Source organism: Streptomyces sp. NPDC016845 (assembly GCF_044332585.1).
Lineage (GTDB): Bacteria > Actinomycetota > Actinomycetes > Streptomycetales > Streptomycetaceae > Streptomyces.
This window is the reverse complement of sequence record NZ_JBIRPI010000002.1, coordinates 698,735-723,428: the sequence shown is the minus strand read 5'-3', so window position 1 is coordinate 723,428 and position 24,694 is coordinate 698,735. Positions and strand designations below refer to the sequence as shown.

Annotated in this window: 24 protein-coding genes; 10 read left to right on the top strand and 14 right to left on the bottom strand. The window is 72.2% G+C overall.

The genetic code is table 11. From position 1 onward, the window contains the following. Positions 1 to 22: 22 nt before the first annotated feature. From ACH4RC_RS09325 to ACH4RC_RS09305, 5 genes are all read left to right on the top strand, one after another. Positions 23 to 559, top strand: coding sequence for a 2'-5' RNA ligase family protein (locus tag ACH4RC_RS09325; RefSeq protein WP_398197360.1), 537 nt, complete (start codon positions 23 to 25; stop codon positions 557 to 559). A gap of 118 nt (positions 560 to 677) precedes the next feature. Next, positions 678 to 1,028: a type II toxin-antitoxin system Phd/YefM family antitoxin gene (locus tag ACH4RC_RS09320; RefSeq protein WP_398197357.1), complete on the top strand. Its 351-nt coding sequence runs from the start codon at positions 678 to 680 to the stop codon at positions 1,026 to 1,028. After that, positions 1,028 to 1,549 (top strand): type II toxin-antitoxin system RelE/ParE family toxin, encoded by a 522-nt coding sequence (locus tag ACH4RC_RS09315; protein WP_398197356.1) that lies wholly within the window; start codon positions 1,028 to 1,030, stop codon positions 1,547 to 1,549. Before ACH4RC_RS09320 ends, ACH4RC_RS09315 begins: the two co-directional genes overlap by 1 nt. A gap of 66 nt (positions 1,550 to 1,615) precedes the next feature. After that, entirely contained in the window at positions 1,616 to 2,272 is a 657-nt protein-coding gene (locus tag ACH4RC_RS09310) for a GntR family transcriptional regulator (protein WP_398197354.1), read from the top strand. A gap of 19 nt (positions 2,273 to 2,291) precedes the next feature. Next, on the top strand, positions 2,292 to 2,702 hold the full coding sequence (locus ACH4RC_RS09305) for a (2Fe-2S) ferredoxin domain-containing protein (RefSeq protein WP_398197353.1): 411 nt from the start codon (positions 2,292 to 2,294) through the stop codon (positions 2,700 to 2,702). A 9-nt stretch (positions 2,703 to 2,711) separates the two neighbouring features. Here ACH4RC_RS09305 and ACH4RC_RS09300 read toward each other — a convergent pair whose 3' ends face one another. Together ACH4RC_RS09300 and ACH4RC_RS09295 are read right to left on the bottom strand one after the other, a co-directional pair. Beyond that, a complete protein-coding gene (locus tag ACH4RC_RS09300) occupies positions 2,712 to 3,854 on the bottom strand; it encodes a nitrate/nitrite transporter (RefSeq protein WP_398197880.1) in 1,143 nt (380 codons plus the stop codon). 103 nt (positions 3,855 to 3,957) lie between these two features. Continuing rightward, the gene (locus ACH4RC_RS09295; RefSeq protein WP_398197350.1) at positions 3,958 to 4,710 is read right to left on the bottom strand and encodes a uracil-DNA glycosylase; all 753 of its coding nucleotides are present in this window, start codon (positions 4,708 to 4,710) and stop codon (positions 3,958 to 3,960) included. Between the two features lie 42 nt (positions 4,711 to 4,752). On the opposite strand from ACH4RC_RS09295, the gene ACH4RC_RS09290 reads away from it, so the two are divergent. After that, the gene (locus ACH4RC_RS09290; RefSeq protein WP_398197349.1) at positions 4,753 to 5,211 is read left to right on the top strand and encodes an RNA-binding S4 domain-containing protein; all 459 of its coding nucleotides are present in this window, start codon (positions 4,753 to 4,755) and stop codon (positions 5,209 to 5,211) included. Between the two features lie 56 nt (positions 5,212 to 5,267). Here the strand turns inward: ACH4RC_RS09290 and ACH4RC_RS09285 are convergent, their stop codons facing one another. The 3 genes from ACH4RC_RS09285 to ACH4RC_RS09275 all read right to left on the bottom strand — a co-directional run bounded on the left by ACH4RC_RS09285 (position 5,268) and on the right by ACH4RC_RS09275 (position 7,592). Next, positions 5,268 to 5,729, bottom strand: coding sequence for a DoxX family protein (locus ACH4RC_RS09285; protein WP_398197346.1), 462 nt, complete (start codon positions 5,727 to 5,729; stop codon positions 5,268 to 5,270). Between the two features lie 111 nt (positions 5,730 to 5,840). Next, a complete protein-coding gene (locus ACH4RC_RS09280; RefSeq protein ID WP_398197878.1) occupies positions 5,841 to 6,521 on the bottom strand; it encodes a class I SAM-dependent methyltransferase in 681 nt (226 codons plus the stop codon). Positions 6,522 to 6,608: 87 nt separating this feature from the next. Then, positions 6,609 to 7,592: an acyltransferase domain-containing protein gene (locus ACH4RC_RS09275; RefSeq protein WP_398197344.1), complete on the bottom strand. Its 984-nt coding sequence runs from the start codon at positions 7,590 to 7,592 to the stop codon at positions 6,609 to 6,611. Positions 7,593 to 7,660: 68 nt separating this feature from the next. On the opposite strand from ACH4RC_RS09275, the gene ACH4RC_RS09270 reads away from it, so the two are divergent. Continuing rightward, complete coding sequence (locus ACH4RC_RS09270; RefSeq protein WP_398197341.1) at positions 7,661 to 7,942, top strand: DUF6343 family protein; 282 nt, start codon at positions 7,661 to 7,663, stop codon at positions 7,940 to 7,942. 40 nt (positions 7,943 to 7,982) lie between these two features. Here the strand turns inward: ACH4RC_RS09270 and ACH4RC_RS09265 are convergent, their stop codons facing one another. The 5 genes from ACH4RC_RS09265 to rpsA all read right to left on the bottom strand — a co-directional run bounded on the left by ACH4RC_RS09265 (position 7,983) and on the right by rpsA (position 13,508). Beyond that, positions 7,983 to 8,345 carry a tetratricopeptide repeat protein gene (locus ACH4RC_RS09265; protein WP_398197339.1) on the bottom strand — a complete coding sequence of 121 codons (363 nt, stop codon included), beginning with the start codon at positions 8,343 to 8,345 and terminating at the stop codon, positions 7,983 to 7,985. Between the two features lie 88 nt (positions 8,346 to 8,433). Next, complete coding sequence (coaE, locus tag ACH4RC_RS09260) at positions 8,434 to 9,033, bottom strand: dephospho-CoA kinase (protein WP_398197336.1); 600 nt, start codon at positions 9,031 to 9,033, stop codon at positions 8,434 to 8,436. Positions 9,034 to 9,112: 79 nt separating this feature from the next. Continuing rightward, positions 9,113 to 10,051, bottom strand: a complete 939-nt coding sequence (locus tag ACH4RC_RS09255) for a PAC2 family protein (RefSeq protein ID WP_398197334.1) — start codon at positions 10,049 to 10,051, stop codon at positions 9,113 to 9,115. Positions 10,052 to 10,153: 102 nt separating this feature from the next. Further along, positions 10,154 to 11,680 carry a flavin monoamine oxidase family protein gene (locus ACH4RC_RS09250; protein WP_398197875.1) on the bottom strand — a complete coding sequence of 509 codons (1,527 nt, stop codon included), beginning with the start codon at positions 11,678 to 11,680 and terminating at the stop codon, positions 10,154 to 10,156. A 313-nt stretch (positions 11,681 to 11,993) separates the two neighbouring features. Beyond that, positions 11,994 to 13,508 (bottom strand): 30S ribosomal protein S1, encoded by a 1,515-nt coding sequence (gene rpsA / locus ACH4RC_RS09245; RefSeq protein ID WP_398197332.1) that lies wholly within the window; start codon positions 13,506 to 13,508, stop codon positions 11,994 to 11,996. A gap of 402 nt (positions 13,509 to 13,910) precedes the next feature. Here rpsA and ACH4RC_RS09240 point away from each other — a divergent pair, with 402 nt between their 5' ends. Continuing rightward, a complete protein-coding gene (locus ACH4RC_RS09240) occupies positions 13,911 to 14,777 on the top strand; it encodes a class I SAM-dependent methyltransferase (RefSeq protein ID WP_398197329.1) in 867 nt (288 codons plus the stop codon). Between the two features lie 4 nt (positions 14,778 to 14,781). After that, positions 14,782 to 17,298 (top strand): ATP-dependent helicase HrpB, encoded by a 2,517-nt coding sequence (hrpB, locus tag ACH4RC_RS09235; protein WP_398197326.1) that lies wholly within the window; start codon positions 14,782 to 14,784, stop codon positions 17,296 to 17,298. Here hrpB and ACH4RC_RS09230 read toward each other — a convergent pair. The 3 genes from ACH4RC_RS09230 to ACH4RC_RS09220 all read right to left on the bottom strand — a co-directional run bounded on the left by ACH4RC_RS09230 (position 17,288) and on the right by ACH4RC_RS09220 (position 20,364). Then, positions 17,288 to 18,280, bottom strand: coding sequence for a DUF3068 domain-containing protein (locus tag ACH4RC_RS09230; protein ID WP_398197324.1), 993 nt, complete (start codon positions 18,278 to 18,280; stop codon positions 17,288 to 17,290). The genes hrpB and ACH4RC_RS09230 overlap by 11 nt on opposite strands. A 15-nt stretch (positions 18,281 to 18,295) precedes the next feature. Then, complete coding sequence (locus ACH4RC_RS09225; RefSeq protein ID WP_398197322.1) at positions 18,296 to 18,430, bottom strand: SPW_0924 family protein; 135 nt, start codon at positions 18,428 to 18,430, stop codon at positions 18,296 to 18,298. Positions 18,431 to 18,600: 170 nt separating this feature from the next. Then, positions 18,601 to 20,364, bottom strand: a complete 1,764-nt coding sequence (locus tag ACH4RC_RS09220) for a lytic transglycosylase domain-containing protein (protein ID WP_398197320.1) — start codon at positions 20,362 to 20,364, stop codon at positions 18,601 to 18,603. A 226-nt stretch (positions 20,365 to 20,590) separates the two neighbouring features. Here ACH4RC_RS09220 and ACH4RC_RS09215 point away from each other — a divergent pair, with 226 nt between their 5' ends. Beyond that, positions 20,591 to 21,412, top strand: coding sequence for a DUF4184 family protein (locus tag ACH4RC_RS09215; RefSeq protein ID WP_398197317.1), 822 nt, complete (start codon positions 20,591 to 20,593; stop codon positions 21,410 to 21,412). 458 nt (positions 21,413 to 21,870) lie between these two features. Here ACH4RC_RS09215 and polA read toward each other — a convergent pair whose 3' ends face one another. Beyond that, positions 21,871 to 24,546 carry a DNA polymerase I gene (gene polA / locus ACH4RC_RS09210; RefSeq protein WP_398197873.1) on the bottom strand — a complete coding sequence of 892 codons (2,676 nt, stop codon included), beginning with the start codon at positions 24,544 to 24,546 and terminating at the stop codon, positions 21,871 to 21,873. Positions 24,547 to 24,694 lie beyond the last annotated feature (148 nt).

Sequence of the window (24,694 nt, the reverse complement as noted above, 5' to 3'; positions counted from 1 at the left end):
CGCGCCGGTAGAGGCTGTGCCCGTGAAGACTGCGCCCGCGACCACATCAGCGGACGGCTGGCCCGACGCGCCGGGCGACACTGCCCTGACGATCCATGTCCCGGAGGCGGACCCGCTGGTCCGCACGGGTTCACGTGCCCACGTGACGGTGCTCTACCCGTTCCTTCCGGTGACCCGCATCACCCCCGGGACGGAATCGGCCCTACGCGCACTCGTGGCCGCCGTCCCACCCTTCACCTGCACGTTCGCCGAGGTCCGCCGCTGGCCCGGAGTCCTGTACCTGCACCCGGCCCCGGCGGACCCGTTCCGTACGCTGCTGAAGACCCTGCGCGAACACTGGCCGGAGGCGGTCCCCTATCGGGGAATCTTCGGCGACGAGGGCCTGGACCCCCACCTGACACTGGCGAGCGGCGCGGGCACCGACGCGATCCCGGCGGCCACGTTCGCGCGCGCTCTCCCCCTGCGCTCGGAGATCCGCTCGGTCCGCCTGATCGTCACGGACGGCGCGGGAACGGGCTGGCGGGACGCGGCGGACTACCCGCTGACGGGGCCCTGCTGACGGGCGGCGACGACAACGACAGCGACGACGACGGCGACGGCGACGGCGACGGCGACGGCGACGTACGACGGAATCCCGGCACATCGCCTTGCTGAGTAGTTTTCTGTACAGTTTCGCCATGACGATATTGCGCGACGCCCAGGAAATGTCCGTCACAGAGGCCTCGCAGCGCGGTCTCGCCAAGCTGGTCAGCGAGGCCGAGCAGGGCTCCGATCTCGTCGTCACCCGGCGTCACAAGCCGGTCGCCGCCGTCGTCGGAATCGACCGGCTCACCGAGCTGGAGCGCGCCGCCTCCGACCTGAACGATCTCGCACTCGTCCTGTCCCGCGGCCTCACCGACCCGGGACGGCGGACCTCTCTCGATGACGTGCTGGCCGCCTTCGGGCAGACCCGCGAAACGCTCTCCGCGCAGGATGACGACGAGACCGACAACCACCCGGCCGGCCGCTCCTCGCACCAGGACGGCTGATGGCGGAGATCTGCTTCACCGATGCCGCCCTCGACGACCTACGCCGCATCGGCCCCGAGGCAGTGCCCAAGGTTCTGAAGAAGGTGCTGCTGCTGGAAGAGAGTCCACTGGCCGGGTATCCGCTCGGCAGCGGGCTCACCGGATACCGCAAGCTGATCATCGGCCGCAATACCTGGCGCGTGGTCTACCGCCTCACCGAGGACAAGACCGTCGAGATCTGTGAGGTGTGGGCCATCGGCGAGCGGGCCGACGCCGAGGTGTACGGCGAGGCCCTGGCGCGCATCCGCGAGGCCAAGGACGACAAGCCGGAGTTGGTGCAGTTCGTCGAGGTCGTCCAGCGCATGGGCAAGCTGGCGGGGGACATCGCCGTACGCACCGAGGAAGCCGATCGGGAGCCGGTGCCCGACTGGCTCGCCGACCGTCTGGTGCACACCGTCGGCATGCCACGTGAACAAGTCGCCGCACTGGGACTCGAAGAAGCCGTGGACACCTGGACCGCCCACATGACCGGCAAGCGGTAGCAATCGGGGGCAGGGGTTGCCGACCTGCATGGTCATCGGTGCTCTCGTATCGGCGAAGATGGACCCATGTCAACGGTCGAACCCCTGGGCGCGGTGCGCGAGCGCGTGCTCGCCACGCTGCGGCAGGACATCATCAGTGGCCGTCTGCGCCCGGGTGACCGGCTCGTCGAGCGGGAGCTGGCCGAGCGGTTCGGGGTGTCGCGGGTGCCGGCGCGGGAGGCGATCAGAGCGCTGCTCGCCGAGGGGTTCGTGACGTTCGAGACGCCGCGCCGGGCCGTCGTCCGTACCCTCACCCGCACCGACGTCGCCGAACTGTACGAGCTGCGCGAGGCGTTGGAGGTCTACGCGGCCGGGCTCGCCGCCGAGCGGGCCGACAAGGAAGACGTGGCGCGGCTCGCGGAGTTGCTCGACGAGGCGGCGGCAGCCACCCGTACCGGCGACGACGAGACCATCGCCGACATCAACAGCCTCTTCCACGACCGGCTCCTCGCCATGGCGGGCAACGGCCTCCTCATCGGCGTCATGCAGCCCGTCGACGGCCGTCTGCGCTGGCTGACCCGGCGCAACGAGGCGTGGTCGCTCCAGCTCGACGAGCACCGCAAGCTGTACGACGCCGTGGCCGCCGGTGATCCGGAGCGGGCGCGGGCCGTGGCTCTGGGGCACGTACGCACCAACTACCGTTCCACCGTGCGTCATCTCTTCGGTGACGACGACACCCAGTAAGAGTCCACGTAGGAGCACCGTGCCCACCCTCATAGGCGCCGCCCGTACCCGCCCCTGCACGCTCGTCGTGTGCCGGGGCTGCTGCTGTGGTGACGCCCGCAAGTACCCCGGTTACGACCATGACTGGCAGCTGGAGCGGTTGCGCGCCGCGGCCGCTGCCTCCGGGGGGCGGCTCGCCGTGCGGGTCAGCGACTGTCTCGGGCCGTGCGACCAGGCGAACGTCGTCGTGGTGCAGCCGTCGGGGCAGGGGCGCGCCCGGGGCGGGCGTGCCGCGTGGGTCGGCTGGTCCATGGGAGACGACGCCACCGATGAGATTCTCGCCTGGGCGGAGGCGGGGGGACCTGGGGTCGCGCCCGCCCCTGCCACCCTGGAATTGCAGTTCATCGAGGCCCAAGGTGAGCGCGTCCGGCGGCGCGGCCGGAAGCGGTGAGCCCCGCCCTCACGCCGCCTTCGTCGTGCGCATCCGCCCCAGCGCGTACACACATCCCGCGAGCGCCAGGTCGGACAGGAGCATGAAGCCGATCGAGTACGAGTCCTTGGCGCTGTAGATCGCGCCCATGACCAGCGGCGGGACGAAGCCGCCGAGGCCGCCCATCGCGCCGACGATGCCGGTCACCGAGCCGACTTGCGGCTGCGGGGTGACCTGCGAGACCAAAGCGAAGACGCTGCCGCTCGAGGTGCCGAGGCCGGCCGCCATCAGCAGGAAGCAGATCGTGCCCATGGGGTTCAGGGAAGGGTCGAAGGCCTGGAGGATCGCGAACACGGCGACGAGGGCGAGCGCCCACGCCGTGACGGTCGCCGGGTGGATCCGGTCGGAGAGCCAGCCGCCGACCGGTCGGAAGACGACCGTGACGAGCGCGAATCCGGCCGCCTTGGTGCCCGCGTCCGTGGGGCTCAGCTCGTACCAGGTCTTCAGGTACGTGGGCAGGTACACGCCGAAGGCGACGATGCCGCCGAAGCCGATCGCGTACAGGGCGGACAGTTCCCAGGTCACGCGCAGTTTCCCGGCCGCGCCGAGCCGCTTGCCCAGAGATGTCGTGGGGATCTTCCGGTCCGGGTGGTCCGTGATGAGGACGGCCGCGATCACCGCGTAGACCGCGAGCGCGATGGCGACGACGACGAAGGGGAGGTTCTCGCCGTGCTTGGCCATGCGCGGCGTGAGGTACCCGGACAGCGCCACACCGCCCATGCCCATGCCGAAGATGCCCAGCGCGAGGCCGCGGTGCGCGGGCGGGAACCAGGAGTTCACCAGCGGGATGCCGATGGCGAAGGTGGTGCCGCCGAGGCCGAGCAGGAACGCCACGACGATCATCGCGCCGAAGTTGTGCCGGGCGGGGATCACCAGGAGTACGGGGATGATCGTCAGCGCCGAGATCAGCGGGAACAGCAGCCGGGCGCCGTAGCGGTCGGTGAGCGCGCCGACCGGGATGCGGCCGAGCGAACCGACGAGCACGGGCACGGCGACGAGGAACGACTGGGCGAACGAACTGAGGTCCAGGTCCGATCCGAAGACCCCGGCGAGCGGCGCGATCAGGTTCCAGGCCCAGAAGGTGAGGGCGAAGCCGACCGTCGCCACGATCAGGTTGCGGTAGGCCGCGGCCGGCGGGCGGTCGCCGCTTGTCTGCGAAGCCGGAGTGGAGGGCGTCTTCGGCGCAGAAGAAGGTGTCGTCGTCACCTTTTTCAGGCTAGGAAGCGCGGGGAGGTGGCTCCAGATCTGTTGCGCCGAACGGGGACACGTCCAGCCCGGCGGCGATGGCGGCGGTGCGCAGCACTCCGCGCAACATGTTCGGGGTGAGGCGGCCGGTGAAGGTGTTGCGCTGGCTGACGTGGTAGCAGCCGAAGAGCGTGATGCCGCCGAGGTCCACGCGAGCGCCGTGGCCGAACACGGGGCGCGGGCGCGGCACCGTCCAGCCCGCCTCGGTGAACGCGGGCAGCGCCGCCTGCCAGCCGAACCCGCCGAGCACGATGACGGCGCGCAGGGTGGGCCGCAGCAGTTCCAGCTCGCGCACCAGCCAGGGGCGGCAGGTGTCGCGCTCGCCCGTGGTCGGCTTGTTCTCGGGCGGCGTGCAGTGCACGGGGGACGTGATGCGGACGCCGTGCAGGGTGAGGCCGTCGTCCAGGCCGATCGCGTCGGGGCGGGACGCGAGCCCCACGTCGTACAGCGCCTGGTAGAGCACCTCGCCCGAGCGGTCGCCGGTGAACATGCGGCCGGTGCGGTTGCCGCCGTGCGCGGCGGGCGCGAGGCCGATGAGCAGCAAGGACGCGTCATGCGGTCCGAAGCCGGGCACGGGCCTGCCCCAGTACGTCTCGTCGGCGAAGGCCGCGCGCTTTGTCCGCGCGACCTCCTCGCGCCAGTCGACCAGGCGGGGGCAGGCCCGGCAGTGCGTGATCCGCTCGTCGAGCCGTCCGAGCCCGTCTTCCCGAAGTCCGTCGTTCATCTCTTCGACCATAGGCCCCGGCGCGAGTAATAAGGTCGACGCATGGCATCGGAGACATCGGAGACGCAGGCGCAGACGCAGAGCGTACGGGTCGACAGCTGGATCTGGGCCGTACGCCTGGTCAAGACGCGTTCGGCGGGCGCCGCGGCCTGCAAGGGCGGCCATGTCAAGGTCAACAACGTCAGCGTGAAGCCCGCGCACGCGCTGCGCGTCGGCGACGAGGTGCGGGTGCGCCAGCCCGGCGGGCGCGAGCGCCTGGTCGTGGTCAAGCGGCTGATCCGCAAGCGCGTCGGGGCGCCGGTGGCCGCCGAGACGTACGTCGACAACTCGCCGCCGCCCCCGCCGCGCGAGGTGATCGGCCCGGTCGGCGTCCGCGACCGCGGCACGGGCCGCCCGACGAAGCGGGACCGCAGGGAGCTGGAGCGGCTGCGCGGCGTCTTCGGCCAGGGCCCTGGACAGGACTCGGGACAGGGCCCCGGGGTGGAGTCCGGGCAGCACTGAACCGGGGTCCACCGCGGTGGGCCCCGGCCAGGGCGGGAGCTACGGGCCCCGCACCGTCAGGCGCCGGCCCGCTCCGTGGCGGCGGTGCGGCGCGTCAGCAGGGCCACGAGCTCCCGGTTCCGGCCGCGGTGCGCCCAGGCGAGGGCGACCAGCGGGACGAGCAGGACGACCGGGGTCGCCGCGTTCTCCCCGTCGAACGCGACGACCTGCATGAAGAAGGCGCCGACCATGAGCGTGCTCAGGCCGATCGGGGCCAGGCCGGCCAGGACCGGGACGACCAGGCCGATCGCCCCGGCGACCTCCACCGCGCCGATCGCGTACATGCCCAGCGCACCCCACCCGATCGAGTCGAACGCCTCCACCGCGGCAGGGGCGGCGAAGAGCTTGGGAAGCCCGCTCGCCGCGCCGAAGAACAGGGCGAGCACGATCGCCGTCGTGTGCAGCGCGATCCGGGCGCGCCGGGAGCGGACGGGGACGGTCGCGGAGGCGGCGGGAGCGGTAGCGGCGAGGTTCGTCATGACGGTCTCCTGTGAGCGGTGCGAAGCGGTGTGCTGCTGTCACCGGATAAGACCGGCGCCGCCACCAGAACTCATCGCGCCGTCAGCACGCACACCGCATCGGGCGACCGGTCACACGGGAACCGCACGCACCCAGCTCTGGTCCTCCGTCAGGTACCGGTCGACCCGCAACCCGGTCTCCGCCAGCGCCCGTTCGAACTCGGCCACGATCATCGGCCGGATCCGGTAGGTCTGCGTCCACACCGCGTCCGGGAACTCGTACTCCACCCGCACCGACCGCACCCCGTCGCCGCCCACGAGCTCCGACGACACCTTGCGGACGACGGCCCCGTCCGGCAGGACATGTTCGCGCGGCAGCCCCTCGTGCACCCCGTCGCGCTCCCGCTGGATCACCACGCAGCCGTCGGCGGCGACATGGCGCCGGCACGTGTCGAGCATGCCGCGCCGCACCGCCGCGTCCCCGGTGTTGACGAGGATCGAGCCGAGCAGCACCACGTCGAACTCCTCGCCGAGGTCGAGCCCCTCGATGGTGGAGCGCACGGTACGCGCACCCCGCACCCGCTCCAGCATCTCCGGCGACTCGTCCACCGCGGTCACCCTGAACCCGCGCTCGACCAGCGGATGCGTCACCCGCCCCACCCCGCACCCGAGTTCGAGCAGCGTCGCGCCCGCGGGCACCGCCTCCGCGACGACGTCCGGCTCGCCCTCGACGGGCAGTCTCGAGTACAGCTCCACGGCGCAGCCGTCGGGCGTGATCGCGCCCGGTCCGGTCCCCTCGTACCCCGCACGCATCTCAAGGCTCATGCGGGCAGAACGAACCGCCCGCCCCGGCCGTTCCCCGCACTCGTACGCCCCGTACGCCCCGTACGCCCCGTACGACTACAGCCGGAACCAGCCGTGCCCCGGATGCCAGTGCCCGCCCGCGTCCAAGTGGTCGAGCACGGCCCGCTGCACGCTCGTCCGGCGCGGCAGCCGCTCGCGCGGCGTCTCGGTGCCGCCGAACACGAACACGACCGGGGTGTCGTCCTCCGCCGCCTCATCCACGTACGTGATCTCGAACCGGTCCTGGAAGCGGAGAATGTTGGACTCGGCGGGCAGGTACCGCCGCAGCTGCGGGTCCAGGAGCCAGGAGTGGCAGACCGCCACCTCGGCCGGTTCCCCGGGGAAGTGCCGGGCGAAGAACTCCCGTGCCCGCGCCACCGAGTCGTCGCACGCCTCGGGCGTCATGGGCCCGCGGAAGTCCGGGATGTGCACGCCTAGCACCAGGTCGCCGGGCCCGACCCCGGCACCCGAGGAGGCGAGCCGCTCCCCCGTGCGCCGCCCGAGCCGCCACCGCTCGAACTGGAGTCGCCCCAGCTGATACAGCTCGCCGCGGAAGTGCCGGGTCAGCCACCAGGGCACGGAGAGGCCCGTCGTGGCGAACCGTCTGCGGTGCAGGGCGAGGTTGCGGCCGAGGTCGGCGAGGGTGCGCCGGGAGACGTCGTCCGGGATGCCGCGCTCGCGGTGGAAGGCGCGGGTGTGCGGCAGCGCCGCGGCGAACACGAGGACGGCGAAACAGCGCCCCATCGCCCCGGCCGCCGCGGGGAACAGCGGCAGGCCCGTGCCCTTCCCCGGCTCGCCGAGCCGCCACAGCAATCCGCTGACCGCCCGCTCGAGCAGATCCCGCAGCTCGGGCGAGGCCGGCAGCTCAGCGCGCAAGCGCACCAGCTCGTTGACGTCCTCGTGCGGCACGGCCAGGTCGAGCAGGACGTCGGGCAGGTCGAGGGCATGGGGCAGCTCGGCGGCGAGGCGGGGTATCGCCGGGTCGTCGAGCGCCGTCAGCCACGCGCCACAGGCCGCGTCGCCCCTGAGTAGGTCCAGCACGCCCGCTCCTTCGCTCGTGGTGGCACCCTGGGAAGGGGAGCCTCTCGTGGCCCCCTCGTCCTGAGGGGATGGTGCCCATGCGTCTGGCGCGTCAGGTGCGTACGGGTGACGAGCCGGTCACCGCGCGCAGTCCCCTGCGGCTGCGGCTCGGGCTGGCCCTGTTCGGCTTCGCCTGGACCGCCTTCGGCACCGTCGCCTTCGCGCTGACCGACCGACCCTGGTGGGCGGTGGCCTGCGGAGCGCTGGCGCTGATCACGGCGGTCGACGTCGTCATGATCGGGCGCCACATCCGCCAGGGTCCGCACTATCAGCCCGGCCGCGACGTCCCACCGTACCGAAAGGCCCCATGAGGGACCGGTCGCGGGACCAGTCGCGGGATCGGTCGCGGGATCAGTCGTCGAAGCGGGCCGCGGCCAGGTACTCCGGCTGCGGGTCGAGCGCGGCGGCGAGCCGGAAATGGCGGCGCGCCTGCTGCGGCTTCGACCACCGCTCGTAGGTCCTGGCCAGCGCGAAGTGCGCGAACGCGTTGTCCGGCTCGCGCTCCAGGACGATGGAGAACTCCAGCTCGGCGGCGCGCAGTTGCGCGGCGGCGAAGAACGCGCGCGCCCGCAGCAGCCGGGCCGCCGTGTTCTCGGGGTGCACCGCGATCACGTCGTCCAGGAGCTTCACCGCGCCGCGCGGATCGCGCGCGGCCAGCAACTGCTCGGCCGCGCGGTAGTCGATGACGTGCGTCTCCGGGGTGGAGTCGGACACGGTGAACTCCCTTCTGGCGTCGGCCTGACGCTCACACGGCTCATGTCGAGATCACCTTCGACCGGATCAACGGCGCGCACCACACGGCCTATTCCTGCGCTCTGCGACGCAGATCCGCCCACACCGCGTCGACCTGCTCGACGAGGCGCTCCAGCGGTACGTCGTTGTCGATCACGACATCGGCGATCTCCCGCCGCTTCTCGCGGGTGGCCTGCGCGGCCATCCGTGCCCGAGCGTCCTCCTCGGTCATGCCACGCAGCCGGGTCAGCCGGTCGAGCTGGGTCCCGGGGCTCGTGTCGACGACGATCACGACGTCGTAGAGCGGGGCGAGCCCGTTCTCGGTGAGCAGCGGGACGTCGTGGACGACCACGGCGTCGGGCCCCGCGGCGGCCTCCAGCTCGGCGGACCGGGCACCGACGAGCGGATGCACGATTTTGTTGAGGACGGCCAGCTTGTCGGCGTCGGCGAAGACGATCGAGCCGAGTCTCGGCCGGTCGAGCGTGCCGTCGGCGGCGAGCACCTCCTCGCCGAACGCCTCGACGACGGCCGCGAGCCCCGGCGTACCGGGCTCGACGACCTCACGCGCGATCTTGTCCGCGTCGACGAGTACGGCTCCGCGCTCCACGAGCAGCCGGGACACTTCGCTCTTCCCGGCGCCGATACCGCCGGTCAACCCCACCTTCACCATGGGCAGCAGCTTAAAGCCCCCGGCTCGGGCACCGTCCAGGCACCGCTCAGGCACCACCCAGGCGTCCCTCAGGCGCCGCTCAGGCGTCGCCCTCCCGCTCGGCGAGGAACTTCTCGAACTCCAGGCCGATCTCCTCGGCGGAGGGGATGTCGGCAGGCTCGGCCAGCATGTTGCCCCGGGACTCGGCACCCGCGGCGGCGTCGTACTGGTGCTCGAGCCCCTGGACGAGCGCGACCAGCTCCTCGTCGCCCTCCTGGATCTGCCGGTCGATCTCCGTCTGCGTCCGGTGCGCCTCGGTGCGCAGACCGTGGGCGATGCCCGGCAGTACGAGCCCGGTCGCGCCGGTGATCGCCTCCAGGACGGTGAGCGCGGCGTCCGGGTACGCGGAGCGCGCGATGTAGTGCGGGACGTGCGCGGCGACACCGAGGACGTCGAACCCGGCCTCCATCAGCCGGTACTCGACCAGCGCCTCGGCGCTGCCCGGCACCTGCGCCTCGTCGAACGGGCTGATGTGCCCCGGCACCAGGTCCGTACGGTTGCCGTGCGGGGTGAGGCCGACCGGCCGGGTGTGCGGGACGCCCATCGGGATGCCGTGGAAGTTCACCGCGAGGCGTACCCCGAGACGCTCGACGATCTGCTGGACGGCCGCCGCGAATCGCTCCCACTCGACGTCCGGCTCGGGCCCCGCGAGGAGCAGGAACGGCGCGCCGGTGGCGTCCTGGACGAGCCGCACCTCGATCGAGGGCACTTCGTAGGAGGTCCAGTGATCGCCCTTGAAGGTGAGCAGCGGGCGCCGGGCCCGGTAGTCCACGAGCCGGTCGTGGTCGAAACGGGCCACGACCTGGTGGGGCAGCGAGTCGAGCACCCGGTCGACGATCTGGTCGCCGGTCTCACCCGCGTCGATGTATCCGTCGAAGTGGTAGAGCATGACAAGGCCGGCGGACTCCTGGGCGAGCGCCATGTCCACCACGGCAAGGCCCTTCGGCTCCCATGTGTACAAATCCTGCGCATCAAGCACTGTGACCGCTCCTCCTCGTGTTCATCGGAAGAACGCGCGGGGAGGGCGCGGGCATTCCCGCCCGCGCCCTTTCTCAGCCTTCTCTTACCAGGGACGCCGCTCTCACGTGGCCATCACGCGCGCGTGCAGCTTGGTGACGGCCCGCCGCGCCGAGGTGAACGCGCCGTGCTGCCAGGCGTCGGTGTAGCTCAGCCAGTCCCCGGCGAAGTAGACCCGCCCGGCCGGTTCGTTCAGCGGCTTGTAGCGCGGGTCGTCGGGGCCGCCCGGGGTGTTGTGCCAGGCGGCCTCCAGGTGCGGGGTCTGCCGCCAGTGGTGCGAGAAGGACGAGGCGAGTTCCGTGCGGTACTTCTCGCCGTAGATCTTCACGCCCTGCGCGACGGCCCGGGCCTCCCGTGCCTTGGGCGTCAGCTTCGCGTACGCGTCGGCGTCCGCGCCGTAGTTGTAGTAACCGATCATGACGCCGCGTTCGCCGTTGAAGCCGTACGAGGGGTGCCAGATGTGGCTGAGGTCCATGTCGGTCTCGGTGATGCCGCCGTAGATCCGGTGGTCCAGCTCCCACCAGCGCGAGGCGTACTCCAGGCCGATCTTCCCCGCGGACTGCGGCGTGATGGCCTCCAGGGCGCTCTGCACACCGGCGCCGAGGTTGTGCGGAACCTTGGCGAGGATGTTGGGCGGGAGCGCGCCGACGCAGAAGTCCGCCTCGACGACCCGGGTCCGCCCGCCCTGCCGGTAGGTGACCTGTACGCGGTCGCCCTGGTCGGTGATGCGGGTGACCACGGCGCCGGTGCGCACCCGGTGCCCGCCGACGGCCCGCGTCAGCGCCTGCGGTATCCGGTCCATGCCGCCGACCGGCTGGAACATCAGCATGGCCTGGTCGTAGCCGAACTCGAAGGAGAAGTAGCGTCCGACGCCGCCGGCGAAGACCTCGGAGGCGGAGGGCACGTCACCGAGCAGCACGCCCGGCGTGCCCGTGGCGGCCGGGACGGTGGTGTAGCCCCGCCGCTCCCCGCCCTCGTACGTCAGCTTGTCGCCCAGTTCGCCGAAGTCCTTCAGGAACTCCACGAGCCGGTCCCGGTCGGCGGCGGTCAGTTCCTGGTCGAGGGCGCCCTTGTCGGACGCCTTGGCGAGGAGTTCGGACACGTAGCCGTAGACGTCGGCCTTGGCAGTCCTGTGGCGCATCGGCCGGGTCATGCCCGCGGACTCGTTGAAGAGATAGGCGTCGGCGTTGGTGTTGGTGAAGACCTCGATGGGGACGCCGAGTTCGCGGCAGTAGTCGAGCGTCACCATCCACTGCGGCAGCCGGGCCGGGCCCGCGTTCATGTACTGCCCGTCGCTGAAGCGCGCGGTCTGCTTGTTGCCGTACAGGTCGACGGTGGCGTCACCGCCCCGCACGGTGAAGTTGCGGCCTCCCGTGCGGTCCCTGGCTTCCAGGACCGTACAGTCGTAGCCCGCCTTGCCCAGCTCGTAGGCGGTGGCGAGCCCGGCGATGCCGCCGCCCACGATCACCACCTTCGCGGCGCCCCGCCCGGTCAGCGCGAAGTCCCCGGACCGCGGCGCGCGGTAGGGGAGGTCACGCTGGGCGGCCTGTGCGGTGGGGGCGAGCCCGAGGGCCCCCATCGTGGCGAACATGGCGCCCGCGCCGCCCGTGAGGCCGACGTTGCGAAGAAAGGCCCGCCGACTCGCCCCGGTACCCGCCGCCTGCTGTGCTGCCATCTGCCCGGCTCCCCTCAAGGTCACACGATCTTGCATGACCCGGGGATCCTGGCAACGGCCTGTTACGGCACGGGAGTTACTCGTGTATCCGCCACGTTTCTCTCCGCGCACAGCCGGTCAAGGGGCGCACACCGGCACATAGCAGGGGGCGCGGCGGCGGAGACGGCAGTGGGGCCCGCACCTGACGGTGCGGGCCCCACTCTTCACCTACCTGCTAGCGCAGAGCGTTTCAGCTCTGGCCGCCGGCCAGCTTCTCGCGAAGCGCGGCGAGCGCCTCGTCCGAGGCGAGCGCGCCGGAGTTGTCGTCCGACTCCGAGGAGTACGAACCGCCGCCGCCGCCGCTGCCACCGGAGGCGGCCGGAGCCGCACCCGTGGTGGACGCGCCCTCGGCCTCGGCCTGAGCGTCGGCCTCGCGGCTCTTGATGACCTGGGCCTGGTGCTGCTCGAAGCGCTGCTGCGCCTCGGCGTACTGGCCCTCCCAAGCCTCGCGCTGGGTCTCGAAGCCCTCGAGCCAGTCGTTCGTCTCGGGGTCGAAGCCCTCGGGGTAGATGTAGTTGCCCTGGTCGTCGTAGGACGCGGCCATGCCGTACAGGGTCGGGTCGAACTCGACGGCCGACGGGTCGGCGCCGAACGCCTCGTTGGCCTGCTTCAGCGAGAGGCTGATGCGACGGCGCTCGAGGTCGATGTCGATGACCTTGACGAAGATCTCGTCGTTGACCTGGACGACCTGCTCCGGGATCTCCACGTGGCGCTCGGCCAGCTCGGAGATGTGGACCAGACCCTCGATGCCCTCGTCCACGCGGACGAACGCACCGAACGGAACCAGCTTCGTGACCTTGCCGGGCACGACCTGGCCGATCTGGTGGGTGCGGGCGAACTGCTGCCACGGGTCTTCCTGCGTCGCCTTCAGCGACAGGGAGACACGCTCGCGGTCCATGTCCACGTCGAGAACCTCGACGGTGACTTCCTGGCCGACCTCGACAACCTCGGACGGGTGGTCGATGTGCTTCCAGGACAGCTCGGAGACGTGCACCAGACCGTCGACGCCACCCAGGTCCACGAAGGCACCGAAGTTGACGATGGAGGACACGACGCCGGAGCGGACCTGACCCTTCTGAAGGGTCGTGAGGAACGTCTGGCGGACCTCGGACTGGGTCTGCTCGAGCCAGGCACGGCGGGACAGGACCACGTTGTTGCGGTTCTTGTCCAGCTCGATGATCTTCGCCTCGAGCTCCTTGCCCACGTACGGCTGGAGGTCGCGGACGCGGCGCATCTCGACAAGGGAGGCCGGCAGGAAGCCACGGAGGCCGATGTCGAGGATGAGACCACCCTTGACGACCTCGATGACGGTGCCGGTGACGATGCCGTCCTCTTCCTTGATCTTCTCGATGGTGCCCCACGCACGCTCGTACTGCGCGCGCTTCTTCGAGAGGATCAGTCGGCCTTCCTTGTCCTCCTTCTGGAGAACCAGGGCCTCGATCTCGTCGCCGACCGCCACGACCTCGTTCGGGTCGACGTCGTGCTTGATCGAGAGCTCGCGGCTCGGGATGACACCTTCGGTCTTGTAACCGATGTCGAGGAGAACCTCGTCCCGGTCAACCTTGACGATGACGCCGTCGACGATGTCGCCATCGTTGAAGTACTTGATCGTCTCGTCGATGGCGGCGAGGAAGGCTTCCTCGTTACCGATGTCGTTGACCGCAACCTGCGGGGTGGTGGCGGTGGTCTCGGTGCTGCTCGTCATGTGGGAAAGGGCTCCGGCGGACATTGAAAGTCGGTGGGTACTGCTACGCCGTGAACCTGTTTCGCACCGAAGAAGCCGGACAGCCTAGGAAGCGCCGAACCCAAGGTCGCGTTTCCACGACCGTGGCGGCGCCTCGACAACCGAGGGGACATGCAACAGATGCGAGCACAGCCTGCTATGTCTGAGGTGCGCAGGCCCGCAGCGCAACTTGTAGCATACGGGGGCCGCCGGGCAGGGTCAATGTCGCGAAGGCGCACACCGGGGGCGGAAGGCCGCATACCCGGCACAAAACCTGTCGCACGAGGCTACGCGGGCCGCAAGGCGCGCTGTGGACACCCTCCCCTGTCGCGGGTTGGACGGAAGAGTACGACGAGGGAGCCGATCATCCAAGAGTCCGGAGCAATGGAAACGCACGAGCCCGACGGAACGGGCGGCCCGTCGGTGGACGACGAGTCGACGGCCACGCGGCGCGACGCCGACATCACGGAGAGTTCGCGGGCCAACCGCGGCTGGTGGGACCGCAACGCCGACGACTACCAGGTCGAGCACGGCACGTTCCTCGGCGACGACCGCTTCGTCTGGGGCCCCGAGGGCCTCGACGAGGTGGAGGCCGAACTGCTCGGCCCCGCCGAGCGGCTGGAGGGCAAAGACGTCCTGGAGATCGGCGCGGGCGCCGCCCAGTGCTCGCGCTGGCTGGCCGCCCAGGGCGCGCGGCCCGTCGCCCTGGACCTCTCGCACCGCCAGCTCCAGCACGCGATGCGGATCGACGGCGGCAAGGTGCCGCTCGTCGAGGCCGACGCGGGCGTCCTGCCCTTCAAAAACGCCTCCTTCGACCTGGCCTGCTCCGCCTACGGGGCGCTGCCGTTCGTCGCCGACCCCGTACAGGTGCTGCGCGAGGTGCGCCGGGTGCTGCGGCCCGGCGGCCGCTTCGTCTACTCCGTCTCGCACCCCGTCCGCTGGGCGTTCCCCGACGAGCCGGGCCCCGAGGGGCTCACCGTCTCGGCCTCCTACTTCGACCGCACCCCGTACGTCGAGCAGGACGACGAAGGACGCGCCGTCTACGTCGAGCACCACCGCACCGTCGGGGACTGGGTGCGCGCCGTCGTGGCGGGCGGCTTCCGCCTGGTGGACATCGTGGAGCCCGAGTGGCCGGCCTGGAACACCCAGGAGTGGGGCGGCTGGTCCCCGCTGCGCGGCAACCTGATCCCCGGTACGACGATCTTCGTCTGCGAGCGGGACGCGGCGCCCGCCGGAGGTGCTGGAGACTGAGCGGGTGATCCGCGCCGACTCCCTCGACCAGCTGCCCGTACGGTCCGCCCTGCCCGCCCTGCGCACCGCGCTCGACGCGGGCGGGGCGGCCGTCCTCGTCGCCCCGCCCGGCACCGGCAAGACGACGCTCGTGCCGCTGGTCCTCGCCGGGCTTCTCGACGCGGACGCGCCCGCACGCCGGGTCGTCGTCGCCGAACCCCGCCGGATCGCGGCGCGGGCGGCGGCGCGCCGGATGGCGTGGCTGCTCGGCGAGAAGGCCGGGGAACGGGTCGGCTACACGGTGCGCGGCGAGCGGGTCGTCGGCCCGCACACGCGCGTGGAGGTCGTCACCACGGGCGTGCTGCTGCAACGGCTCCAGCGCGACCAGGAGCTGACCGGCATCGACGCCGTCATCCTCGACGAGGTGCACGAGCGGCACCTGGACGCGGACACCGTCACGGCGTTCCTGTGCGACGTACGGGCGGCGCTCCGGCCGGAGCTGCAGCTGGTGGCGGCGTCGGCGACGACCGACGCGCAGGGCTGGGCCGGGCTGCTCGGCGACGCCCCGGTCGTCGAGGCGGCGGGCGTCACGCACCCCGTCGACGTGGTCTGGGCGCCGCCCACGCGCGCGGTGCGGCCACCGCACGGGATGCGGGTGGACCCGGCGCTCCTGACCCACGTGGCGGCGACGGTGCGGCGCGCCCTCGCGGAGCGCACCGGGGACGTCCTGTGCTTCCTGCCGGGCGTGGGCGAGATCGCGCGCGTCGCGAACCAGCTGGGGGCGATCGGTGACGTGGAGGTCCTCCAGGTCCACGGGCGCGCCCCGGCCGCGGTGCAGGACGCGGTGCTCTCGCCGGGGTCGCGGCGGCGCGTGGTCCTTGCCACGTCGGTCGCGGAGTCGTCGTTGACGGTGCCCGGGGTGCGGATCGTGGTCGACTCGGGCCTGGCCCGTGAGCCCCGCGTGGACCACGCGCGCGGGCTGAGCGCGCTGACGACCGTACGGGCTTCTCGCGCGGCCGGGGCGCAGCGTGCCGGGCGCGCCGGGCGGGAGGCCCCGGGCGTCGTGTACCGCTGCTGGGACGAGGCGGAGGACGCACGCCTCCCGCGCTTCCCCGCCCCGGAGATCAAGGTGGCCGACCTGACGGCGTTCGCGCTCCAGGCCGCCTGCTGGGGCGACCCGGACGCCTCGGACCTGGCCCTGCTCGACGCGCCGCCGGCCGGCGCGATGGCGGCGGCCCGCACCGTCCTGACGGCGATCGGCGCGGTGGGGCCGGGCCCCGGCCGGGTCACGTCCCGGGGCGCCCGCCTCGCCCGCCTCGGCCTCCACCCCCGTCTCGGCCGCGCCCTGCTCGACGCGGCCCCGGAGGTGGGCACCCGGCGCGCGGCCGAAGTGGTCGCCCTGCTGAGCGAGGAACCGCCGCGCGAGTACGGGGACGACCTCGCCGGGGCGCTGCGGACGGCCCGGCGCGGGGGCGACGCGTACGGCGCCCGATGGCGGCAGGAGGTGCGGAGGCTGTCCGGCCTGGCCAAGCAGCCGGACGAGCGGCAGGAGGGGCGCGGCGGGGCCTCGGACGACCACGTCGCCGGGCTCGTCGCCGCCCTCGCCTTCCCCGAGCGGGTCGCCCGGCGGGACGGCGGGTCGTACCTGATGGTGTCCGGGACGCGGGCGGAGGCCGGGGACGGGTCGCCGCTGCGGCATGCGGAGTGGGTGGCCGTCGCCGTGGCCGACCGGCCGGTGGGGGCCGGGCACGCGCGCGTGCGGCTCGGGGCGGTCGCCGACGAGGAGGTCGCGCGGCGGGCGGCCGCGTCGCTGTTCGCCGAGGGCGATGAAGTGGCCTGGTCGGACGGCGCGTTGGTGGCGCGCAATGTGACCCGGCTCGGGGCGGTCGAGCTGACCGTGCGGCCGCTCAGCAAGGCCGCGCCCGGCCTCGTACGGGAGGCTCTGCTCGAAGGGCTGCGGCGGGAAGGGTTCGGGCTGCTGCGCTGGGACCGGGACGCCGAGGCGCTGCGGCAGCGGCTCGCCTTCCTGCGGCGGCGGATCGGGGAGCCGTGGCCCGACGTGAGCGACGAAGGGCTCCACGCGCGCGTGGACGAGTGGCTGGAGCCCGAGCTGAGCGCGGCGCGGCGCCGGGCGGATCTGGGCCGGATCGAGGCCGGGCAGGCGCTCAGGCGGCTGCTGCCGTGGGCGAGCGGCGACGCGGCCCGCCTTGACGAACTGGCCCCCGAGCGGATCGAGGTGCCCAGCGGGTCGCGGATCCGGGTGGACTACGCCGACCCCGGGCAGCCTGTCCTCGCCGTCAAGCTCCAGGAGATGTTCGGGCTGGACGAGACACCGCGCCTCGCCGGGGTGCCAGTGCTCGTGCACCTCCTCTCCCCCGCCGGGCGGCCCGCCGCCGTCACCGCCGACCTGGCCTCCTTCTGGCGGGACGGTTACCGCTCCGTACGCGCTGACCTGCGCGGCCGCTACCCGAAGCACCCGTGGCCCGAGGATCCGGCCGCGGCGGAGCCGACCCGGTTCACCAACGCGCGGCTCAGGCGCTGACCGGCTCCGGCTCCCGCGCGCCCGTCTCCTCCGGCTCCCCGGGGCGCCTGCCGCGCGCCTCCAGCCACAGGGCGAGCGCGAGGAGCAGCACCCCGAGGACCAGGAACCCCCAGGGAAGGTAGGCGGTGAGCAGGAGGACGACGGTGCGCTGGGACTTGACCAGGTCGACCGTGGACCTGATGTAGTCCTCGCGCATCTTGACGTCGCCCTCGAACGCGGTGACCTTCTTGCCGTCGCCGAGCAGCGTCCCGCCGCGCATCTCCTCCTTGTGGCGCTCCTCTCCGTAGACGGGCGCGCCGGTCGTCGGGTCGACCAGGAAGGTGCGGACCGTCGTGTACCACATCTGCGTACCGGTCTGGGCGAGGGAGTCCGCTGTGACGCCCTCGACCGGCAGCTTCTTGGGGAAGGGGACCTTCGTCCAGGGGACGGTCTGCTCGAACCGGTAGATCTCGACGCCGCGGAACGTCTCGGTCCCCTTGTAGTGGATGGGGCGGGTGACGCGGGCCCGCGCGTCGAAGTACTCGTAGTCCCGCTTCTCCGTCAGGAACGGCCACTTGAACTCGATGCCCTCGCGCCTGACCGGGTCGCCGTCGACGGACTCGCCGGTGGCGTGCACGGGCTCCTGGCTGTGCGCGTCGAAGATGTAGCGCTCGGGGACCTGGGAGACGAACTCGCCGTCGGGGCCGACGATGTAGCTGAGCCCGTCCCAGACGACGACGTCACGCCCGGCGCTCTTCTCGATCTTCTCCGACTCCTCGACATTGCCCTTGAGGGTCTGCACGACCGTGAGCCTCGGGACGGTCTCGGCCCGCATGGAGCCGTAGTCGATGAGGGTCGCGTCCTTCGCCTCCAGGACCATCGTCTGGTACTGGCTCGGCGGGACCTTCGCCAGGCGCGGGTACGCGTACCAGCGCACCAGCGGGGACAGCGCCGCGAAGAACACGGCGACGGCGAGCAGGATCAGGCTGGCCTTGCGGCGCATCTCGGCGGCCCCTCGCTACGGGTGGTCGGGGACGGTGGTCAGGAGCGGCTTCGGGGACGTCTCGCCCGGCGGGGCGCCGAGCGCCGTGAGGGCGAGGGCCAGGGCGACGGCGAGGACGAGTCCGCTCGCGGCGGCGATGAGGGCGCGCATGTCCGACCTCCCTGCGGCCGTGCCGTGCGGCACACGGGATCTGATGAGGCGTCAGGCCTCTGGGTCGGGGCACCGTAGCAACGGCGGGGTGAGATGAGAACAGGTGCGGCACGCGCCCGCGACGAAGCCCTCCGGTCCCGACAGGACCGGAGGGCTTCGTACGGCGCCGGTTACGCGGACGGGCTCGGGCTCGGGGACTCCGCCGGGGCTTCGGTCACCTTCAGTTCGACGAGGAGCGTCGCGCCGCCCGTCGTCTCGACCCGCAGCAGGAACGTGCCGACGGCGTCGTCCGCGTACAGCTTCGGGAGCGTGAGCAGGCCGTCGGCGTCGGTCTTCAGACCCTTGAGGCTACGGATCTTGTTGCCGTCCGCGTCCTCGAAGTAGGGGCCCTTCTCCGCCTCGGCCGGGTCGTCCTCCGCCTTGACCAGGGTGGCGGTGGCCGCGACCCCGTCGGCGACGGCGCCCTTGTACGTGGCCTTGAGCTGGACGGCGTCCGCGAACTCCTTGCCTGCGACGCAGGTCAGCTCCTGGTCGCCGGTGCGGGCCAGCGCGTCGGCGGCGCGCGCCGTGACGGTCGCCGTGTGGTCCAGGGCGGGCAGGGAGCGGCCCACGACGACGGCGCGGACCGTGAACTCGCCGGTCTTCTCGCCCGCGACGAGCTTGGGCGCGGTGGCCACGCCCGCGCTGTTCGTGACGGCGACGGCGCTGTCCTCGCCGCCCGCGAACCGCGCGTCCGTCCCGCCGACGAGCGTGAACCGTACGCGGACCTTGGCCACGCCCTTGCCCTTGGCGTCCTGCGGGCGCACCGCGACCTGCTCGGCGAAGGTGTCGCCGGCCATGGCGGTCAGCTTGCCGGTGCCCGCGTCGGTGATCTTGGTGACGGATTCGGTGGGGGTCGGCGTGGGCGGGGTCGTGGGCGGTGTGGTGGGGGGCGTGGTCGGCGGGGTGGTGGGCGGCGTGGTCGGCGTTCCCGAACCACCCGCACCGCCTGTACCGCCCGATCCGCCCGGCGAGGCGGGCACGTGCGGGGACGACGGTGACGTGCCGGGCGACGGGGAGCCCGACGGGGTCGGGGTGATCGTCGGCGAAGGGGACGTGCCGCCGCCGACGGGGGCCGTCGGCCGGACGCCGGAACCGTTCGGCACCTCGTGCGTGCCCTTGCGGTAGTACTCCAGCCAGGACAGGACGGTGGCGAGGTAGTCCGAGGAGTTGTTGTAGCTGAGGATCGCCGCGTTCAGGTACGAGGCGTCGGACAGGTCGCGGTCGGCCCGGCAGAGGTAGTGGCCGGCGGCGAGGGCCGCGTCGTAGATGTTGTTCGGGTCGCGCCTGCCGTCGCCGTTGCCGTCACGGCCCGCCCACTCCCAGGTGGAGGGGATGAACTGCATCGGGCCCACGGCGCGGTCGTGGACCGTGTCGCCGTCGTAGGTGCCGCCGTCGGTGTCCGTGATGAGCGCGAAGCCCTGGCCGTTCAGGGCCGGGCCGAGGATCGGCTTGATCGTCGTGCCGTTCGCGTCGACGTTGCCGCCGCGGGCCTGGTTCGACTCGACCTTGCCGATCGCGGCGAGCAGCTGCCACGGCAGGTTGCAGCCGGGCTTGCTCGTCGCCAGCTCGGCCTCGGCCTTCTTGTACGCGTCCAGAACGGTGGCGGGGATACCGGCCTCGGCGGCGCCGGTGCCCGCGCTCGGTCCCGCGGAGGCGGACGGGTCGGCGGTGGGGCTGTCCAGCGGCGGCAGCTCGGTGTAGTAGTCGGGGCCCGTCGCCCCGTCGGTGGCCGGGTCGTCGGAACGGTCCGCCGCGCTGTGGCCGCCGCCGGCGTCCGTCCGCGGGGCGGTCACGCCCGGGGCCTGTGACGCGGAGAGCGCCGCCACCGCCGCGGCGGCAACCGCTGCCGTCATCGCGCTCCTGCGCAGCCTCCTGCCGATTACCGCCGCCATGCGCCGAACCCTCCCGTGTCGCCCGCCAACTTGTCCGCCAACTTGTCCGTCAACGCCGCTTCCCCTGCGCTCCCCAGCGCATGGACCCCGCCGACACTACGACAACTTCCGGCGCGCATACACCCGTTCGTGACCGTTATTAACCGATTGGCCATGTACGCGTTGTCGTAGGCTCGCGGCCTCCACGCTCGCACGTACTTGCACGTAATCGAACCCGGGAGGCTTAGTGCCGTTCACCATCAGCCACGCCGCGGCGGTGCTGCCGTTCGTGCGCAGGGACGGTACCGGGCGGGGACGGCTCGTGCCGTCGCTGCTCGTCGCCGGGTCGTTCGCGCCGGACGTCACGTACTTCGCCGCGAGCGCGGTGCCCGGGGCGATGGAGTTCGGCGACGTCACGCACTCCTTCCCCGGCGTCCTCACGGTGGACGTCCTCATCGCGCTGGCGCTCGTCGCCCTGGAACGGCTGATCCGGGAACCGGTCCTCGCGCTGCTGCCCCGGCGGGTACGCGGCCGGGTCGGGGCGCTGCTCCGGGGGCGGCCCGGCGGGCGGTGGCGGCCGGGATGGTGGTACGTGTCCGCGGTGCTCGGCGGGCTCACGCACGTGGTGTGGGACGCGTTCACCCACCCCGACCGCTGGGGGTCGCGGATCTTCCCCGTCCTCGGCGAGAAAGTGGCCGGTTCACCGCTGTACTGGTATGTGCAGTACGGGAGTTCGGCGATCGCGCTGGGGGTGCTCGGGGTGTTCCTGTGGCGAGCGCTACGGACTCCGTCGGACCCGGTGGTGGGGCTGGTCGGCGTTTCTGCGCGGCGGCGGTGGGCGGCGTTCTTGCTGATCGGTGGCTGCGCGTGCGGATGCGGGGCGGTGCGGGTGGCGCGGTGGCTCTCGTACGTGGACGAGTCCGGCCTCGCCTGGAAGCCCTGGGAGATCGTCCCGACGCTGTGCTTCGGGGTGGGGGCGGGCTTGGTGCTCGGGGCTGTCCTGTACGCCCTGGCCGCGAGGGCCCGCCCGGACCGAACCGTGCGGGCGCCCGCGGATCTGGTGGGCTAGCCCTCTCGCGGCTGCCCGGGACGCGCCACCTCGTGCACCGGGCCGGGTTCTCGTCGCCGACCGCGGATACGCCGGGGCCGGCCGCGCCGTTCCCAGCGCCCCTGAGCGGGATGCGGCTCCATCGACACGTGCGAATACGCCCGGGCCGGCCGCGCCGCTCCCAGCGCCCCTGAGCGGGATGCGGCTCCATCGACACGTGCGGACACGCCCGGGCCGGCCGCGCCGCTCCCAGCGCCCCTGAGCGGGATGCGGCTCCATCGACACGTGCGGATACGCCGGGGCTGAGCGCGCAGTTCCCCGCGGCCCTGGGATGCGCACTGCGTGCGCCGTCCCAAGGGGTGCCAGGGCACCCCAGAAGGCGCGAAGGCGCGGCGGAGCCGCAAGCCTCCAGGGGCGCGGGGAACTGCGCGACCAGCCACGACGCGCCCGCGGCCGACCATCCACCCGACCGCCGGAGGCTAATGCGCGGCGGACTCCCAGTCCCTCCCCAGCCCCACCGAAACATCCAGCGGCGCCCGGAGGGCAACCGCCCCGGCCATCTCCCGGCGGACCAGCTCCTCCGCGGCCGCCGCCTCCCCGGGCGCGATCTCGAGGACGATTTCGTCGTGGACCTGGAGCAGCATCCGGGACGTGAGCCCCGCCTCGTTCAACGCCCGGTCCACGTTCAGCATCGCGATCTTGACGATGTCCGCCGCCGTGCCCTGGATCGGCGCGTTGAGCGCCATCCGCTCGGCCATCTCCCGGCGCTGCCGGTTGTCCGAGTTCAGGTCGGGCAGGTACCGGCGGCGCCCGAGCATGGTCTCCGTGTAACCGGTGGCCCGCGCCTCGTCCACGGCCCGCCGCAGATAGTCCCGTACGCCTCCGAACCGCTCGAAGTACGTGTCCATGAGGACCCGCGCCTCCCCCGGCTCGATGTTGAGCTGCCCGGAGAGACCGAACGCCGACAAGCCGTAAGCCAGCCCGTACGACATCGCCTTGATCTTGCGACGCATCTCCGCGTCGACCGCGTCCCGGCCGACCCCGAACACCTGCGAGGCGACCGTGGTGTGCAGGTCCTCGCCGGAGCTGAACGCCTCCAGGAGGCCCTCGTCCTCCGAGAGGTGTGCCATGACGCGCAGCTCGATCTGGCTGTAGTCGGCCGTCATCAGCGACTCGTAGCCCTCGCCCACCACGAAGCCGCGCCGGATCGCCCGGCCCTCGTCGGTGCGGACCGGGATGTTCTGCAGGTTCGGGTCGGTGGAGGACAGGCGGCCGGTCGCGGCGACCGTCTGGTTGAACGTGGTGTGGATGCGGCCGTCCGCGGCGATCGTCTTGATCAGGCCCTCGACGGTGACGCGCAGCTTGGCCTGCTCGCGGTGGCGCAGCATGATCACGGGGAGCTCGTGGTCGGTCTGCTGGGCGAGCCAGGCGAGCGCGTCCGCGTCCGTGGTGTAGCCGGTCTTGGTCTTCTTCGTCTTCGGGAGGTCCAGCTCGCCGAAGAAGACCTCCTGGAGCTGCTTGGGCGAGCCGAGATTGAACTCGTGGCCCACCGAGGCGTGCGCCTCCTGCACCGCCTGCTGGACGGCGCCCGCGAACATCTGCTCCATGTCCTGGAGGTGCGGGCGGTCGGCGGCGATGCCGTACCGCTCCATGCGGGCGAGGAGCGCGGAGGTGGGCAGTTCGATGTCGGTGAGCAGCTCGCCGGCGCCGACCTCCTTGAGGCGCGTACCGAACGCCTCGCCGAGGTCGAGGATGGCGCGGGCCTGCACCATGAGCGCGTCGGCCTCGGCCTGCTCGTCCTCCTCGCTGCCGAAGGCGAGCTGTCCGTCGGGGGCGCCGGCGGGGGCCAGCTCTCGGCCCAGGTACTCCAGGGTGAGCGCGTCGAGCACGAAGGAGCGGCGGCCCGGCTTGACCAGATAGGCGGCGAGCGCGGTGTCCATCGTCACCCCGTCCACCGTCCAGCCGTGCTCGGCGAAGACGCGCATGACCGCCTTGGCGTTGTGCAGCACCTTCGGCTTGGCCGCGTCGGCGAGCCACGCCGCGAACGCCTTCTCGTCGGCCTCGTCGAGCAGCGACGGGTCGAACCAGGCGGCCTGTCCCGTGGCGGCGGCGAGCGCGACCTCGGTGACCGAGCCGGTGCCGAGCGACCACGTGTCGACGGAGGCGAGCCCCAGTGCCGCGTCGGCGGTGCCGTGCTCGGCCAGCCACGGCGCGACCTCGCCCGTGGTCAGCACCGTCCCGTCGACGTCCACGCCGGGCTCGGCCGGCGCCTCCTCGGCCTCGGCGGCGCCCGGGTCGACGGCGAAGAGCCGCTCGCGCAGCGAGGGGTTACGGATCTCCAGGGTGTCCAGGATCATCGCGATCGCCGTGCGGTCGTACGCCGTGCGCTCCAGGTCACCGACGGTCTTCGGCAGCTCGACGTCGCGGACCATCTCGGTGAGGCGGCGGTTGAGCTTGACGGCCTCCAGGTGCTCCCGAAGGTTCGCGCCCGCCTTGCCCTTGACCTCGTCGACGCGCTCGACCAGCTCGGCGAAGGAACCGAACTGGTTGATCCACTTCGCGGCCGTCTTCTCGCCGACGCCGGGGATGCCCGGCAGGTTGTCCGACGGGTCGCCGCGCAGCGCCGCGAAGTCCGGGTACTGCGCCGGGGTCAGGCCGTACTTCTCGAAGACCTTCTCCGGCGTGAAGCGCGTCAGCTCGGAGACGCCCTTGGTCGGGTAGAGCACCGTCACGTGGTCCGAGACGAGCTGGAAGGAGTCGCGGTCGCCGGTGACGATCAGGACCTCGTACCCCTCCGCCTCGGCCTGGGTGGCGAGCGTGGCGATGACGTCGTCGGCCTCGAAGCCCTCGACGGCGAAGCGCGGCGTGTGCATCGCGTCGAGCAGCTCGCCGATCAGCTCGACCTGGCCCTTGAACTCGTCCGGGGTCTTCGACCGGTTCGCCTTGTACTCGGTGAACTCCTCCGAGCGCCACGTCTTGCGCGAGACGTCGAACGCCACCGCGAAGTGCGTGGGCGCCTCGTCGCGCACCGTGTTCGCCAGCATCGACGCGAAACCATAGATCGCGTTCGTCGGCTGACCCGTCGCCGTCGTGAAGTTCTCCGCGGGCAGCGCGAAGAACGCCCGGTAGGCCAGGGAGTGCCCGTCCATGAGCATCAGCCGGGGGCGCCCACCTGCACCGCCGCCGGTCGCCTTCGTCGCCGTCGTCTTCGCCGTCTTCGCTGCTTTCTCTGCCACGTCCCCGATCCTGCCACGCCCCACTGACAGCCCGGCCCACCCCCGACCGGCCGGGGCCCCTGTCAGT

Excerpts from the sequence above, each read along its gene's own strand:
- ACH4RC_RS09320 (WP_398197357.1), top strand. The coding sequence starts at position 678 with ATGACGATATTGCGCGACGCCCAGGAAATGTCCGTCACAGAGGCCTCG.
- ACH4RC_RS09315 (WP_398197356.1), top strand. The coding sequence starts at position 1,028 with ATGGCGGAGATCTGCTTCACCGATGCCGCCCTCGACGACCTACGCCGC.
- ACH4RC_RS09310 (WP_398197354.1), top strand. The coding sequence starts at position 1,616 with ATGTCAACGGTCGAACCCCTGGGCGCGGTGCGCGAGCGCGTGCTCGCC.
- ACH4RC_RS09295 (WP_398197350.1), bottom strand. The coding sequence starts at position 4,710 with ATGAACGACGGACTTCGGGAAGACGGGCTCGGACGGCTCGACGAGCGG.
- ACH4RC_RS09290 (WP_398197349.1), top strand. The coding sequence starts at position 4,753 with ATGGCATCGGAGACATCGGAGACGCAGGCGCAGACGCAGAGCGTACGG.
- ACH4RC_RS09285 (WP_398197346.1), bottom strand. The coding sequence starts at position 5,729 with ATGACGAACCTCGCCGCTACCGCTCCCGCCGCCTCCGCGACCGTCCCC.
- ACH4RC_RS09280 (WP_398197878.1), bottom strand. The coding sequence starts at position 6,521 with ATGCGTGCGGGGTACGAGGGGACCGGACCGGGCGCGATCACGCCCGAC.
- ACH4RC_RS09270 (WP_398197341.1), top strand. The coding sequence starts at position 7,661 with ATGGTGCCCATGCGTCTGGCGCGTCAGGTGCGTACGGGTGACGAGCCG.
- coaE (WP_398197336.1), bottom strand. The coding sequence starts at position 9,033 with ATGGTGAAGGTGGGGTTGACCGGCGGTATCGGCGCCGGGAAGAGCGAA.
- ACH4RC_RS09250 (WP_398197875.1), bottom strand. The coding sequence starts at position 11,680 with ATGTTCGCCACGATGGGGGCCCTCGGGCTCGCCCCCACCGCACAGGCC.
- rpsA (WP_398197332.1), bottom strand. The coding sequence starts at position 13,508 with ATGACGAGCAGCACCGAGACCACCGCCACCACCCCGCAGGTTGCGGTC.
- ACH4RC_RS09240 (WP_398197329.1), top strand. The coding sequence starts at position 13,911 with ATGGAAACGCACGAGCCCGACGGAACGGGCGGCCCGTCGGTGGACGAC.
- ACH4RC_RS09230 (WP_398197324.1), bottom strand. The coding sequence starts at position 18,280 with ATGCGCCGCAAGGCCAGCCTGATCCTGCTCGCCGTCGCCGTGTTCTTC.
- ACH4RC_RS09225 (WP_398197322.1), bottom strand. The coding sequence starts at position 18,430 with ATGCGCGCCCTCATCGCCGCCGCGAGCGGACTCGTCCTCGCCGTCGCC.
- ACH4RC_RS09220 (WP_398197320.1), bottom strand. The coding sequence starts at position 20,364 with ATGGCGGCGGTAATCGGCAGGAGGCTGCGCAGGAGCGCGATGACGGCA.
- polA (WP_398197873.1), bottom strand. The coding sequence starts at position 24,546 with ATGCTCATGGACGGGCACTCCCTGGCCTACCGGGCGTTCTTCGCGCTG.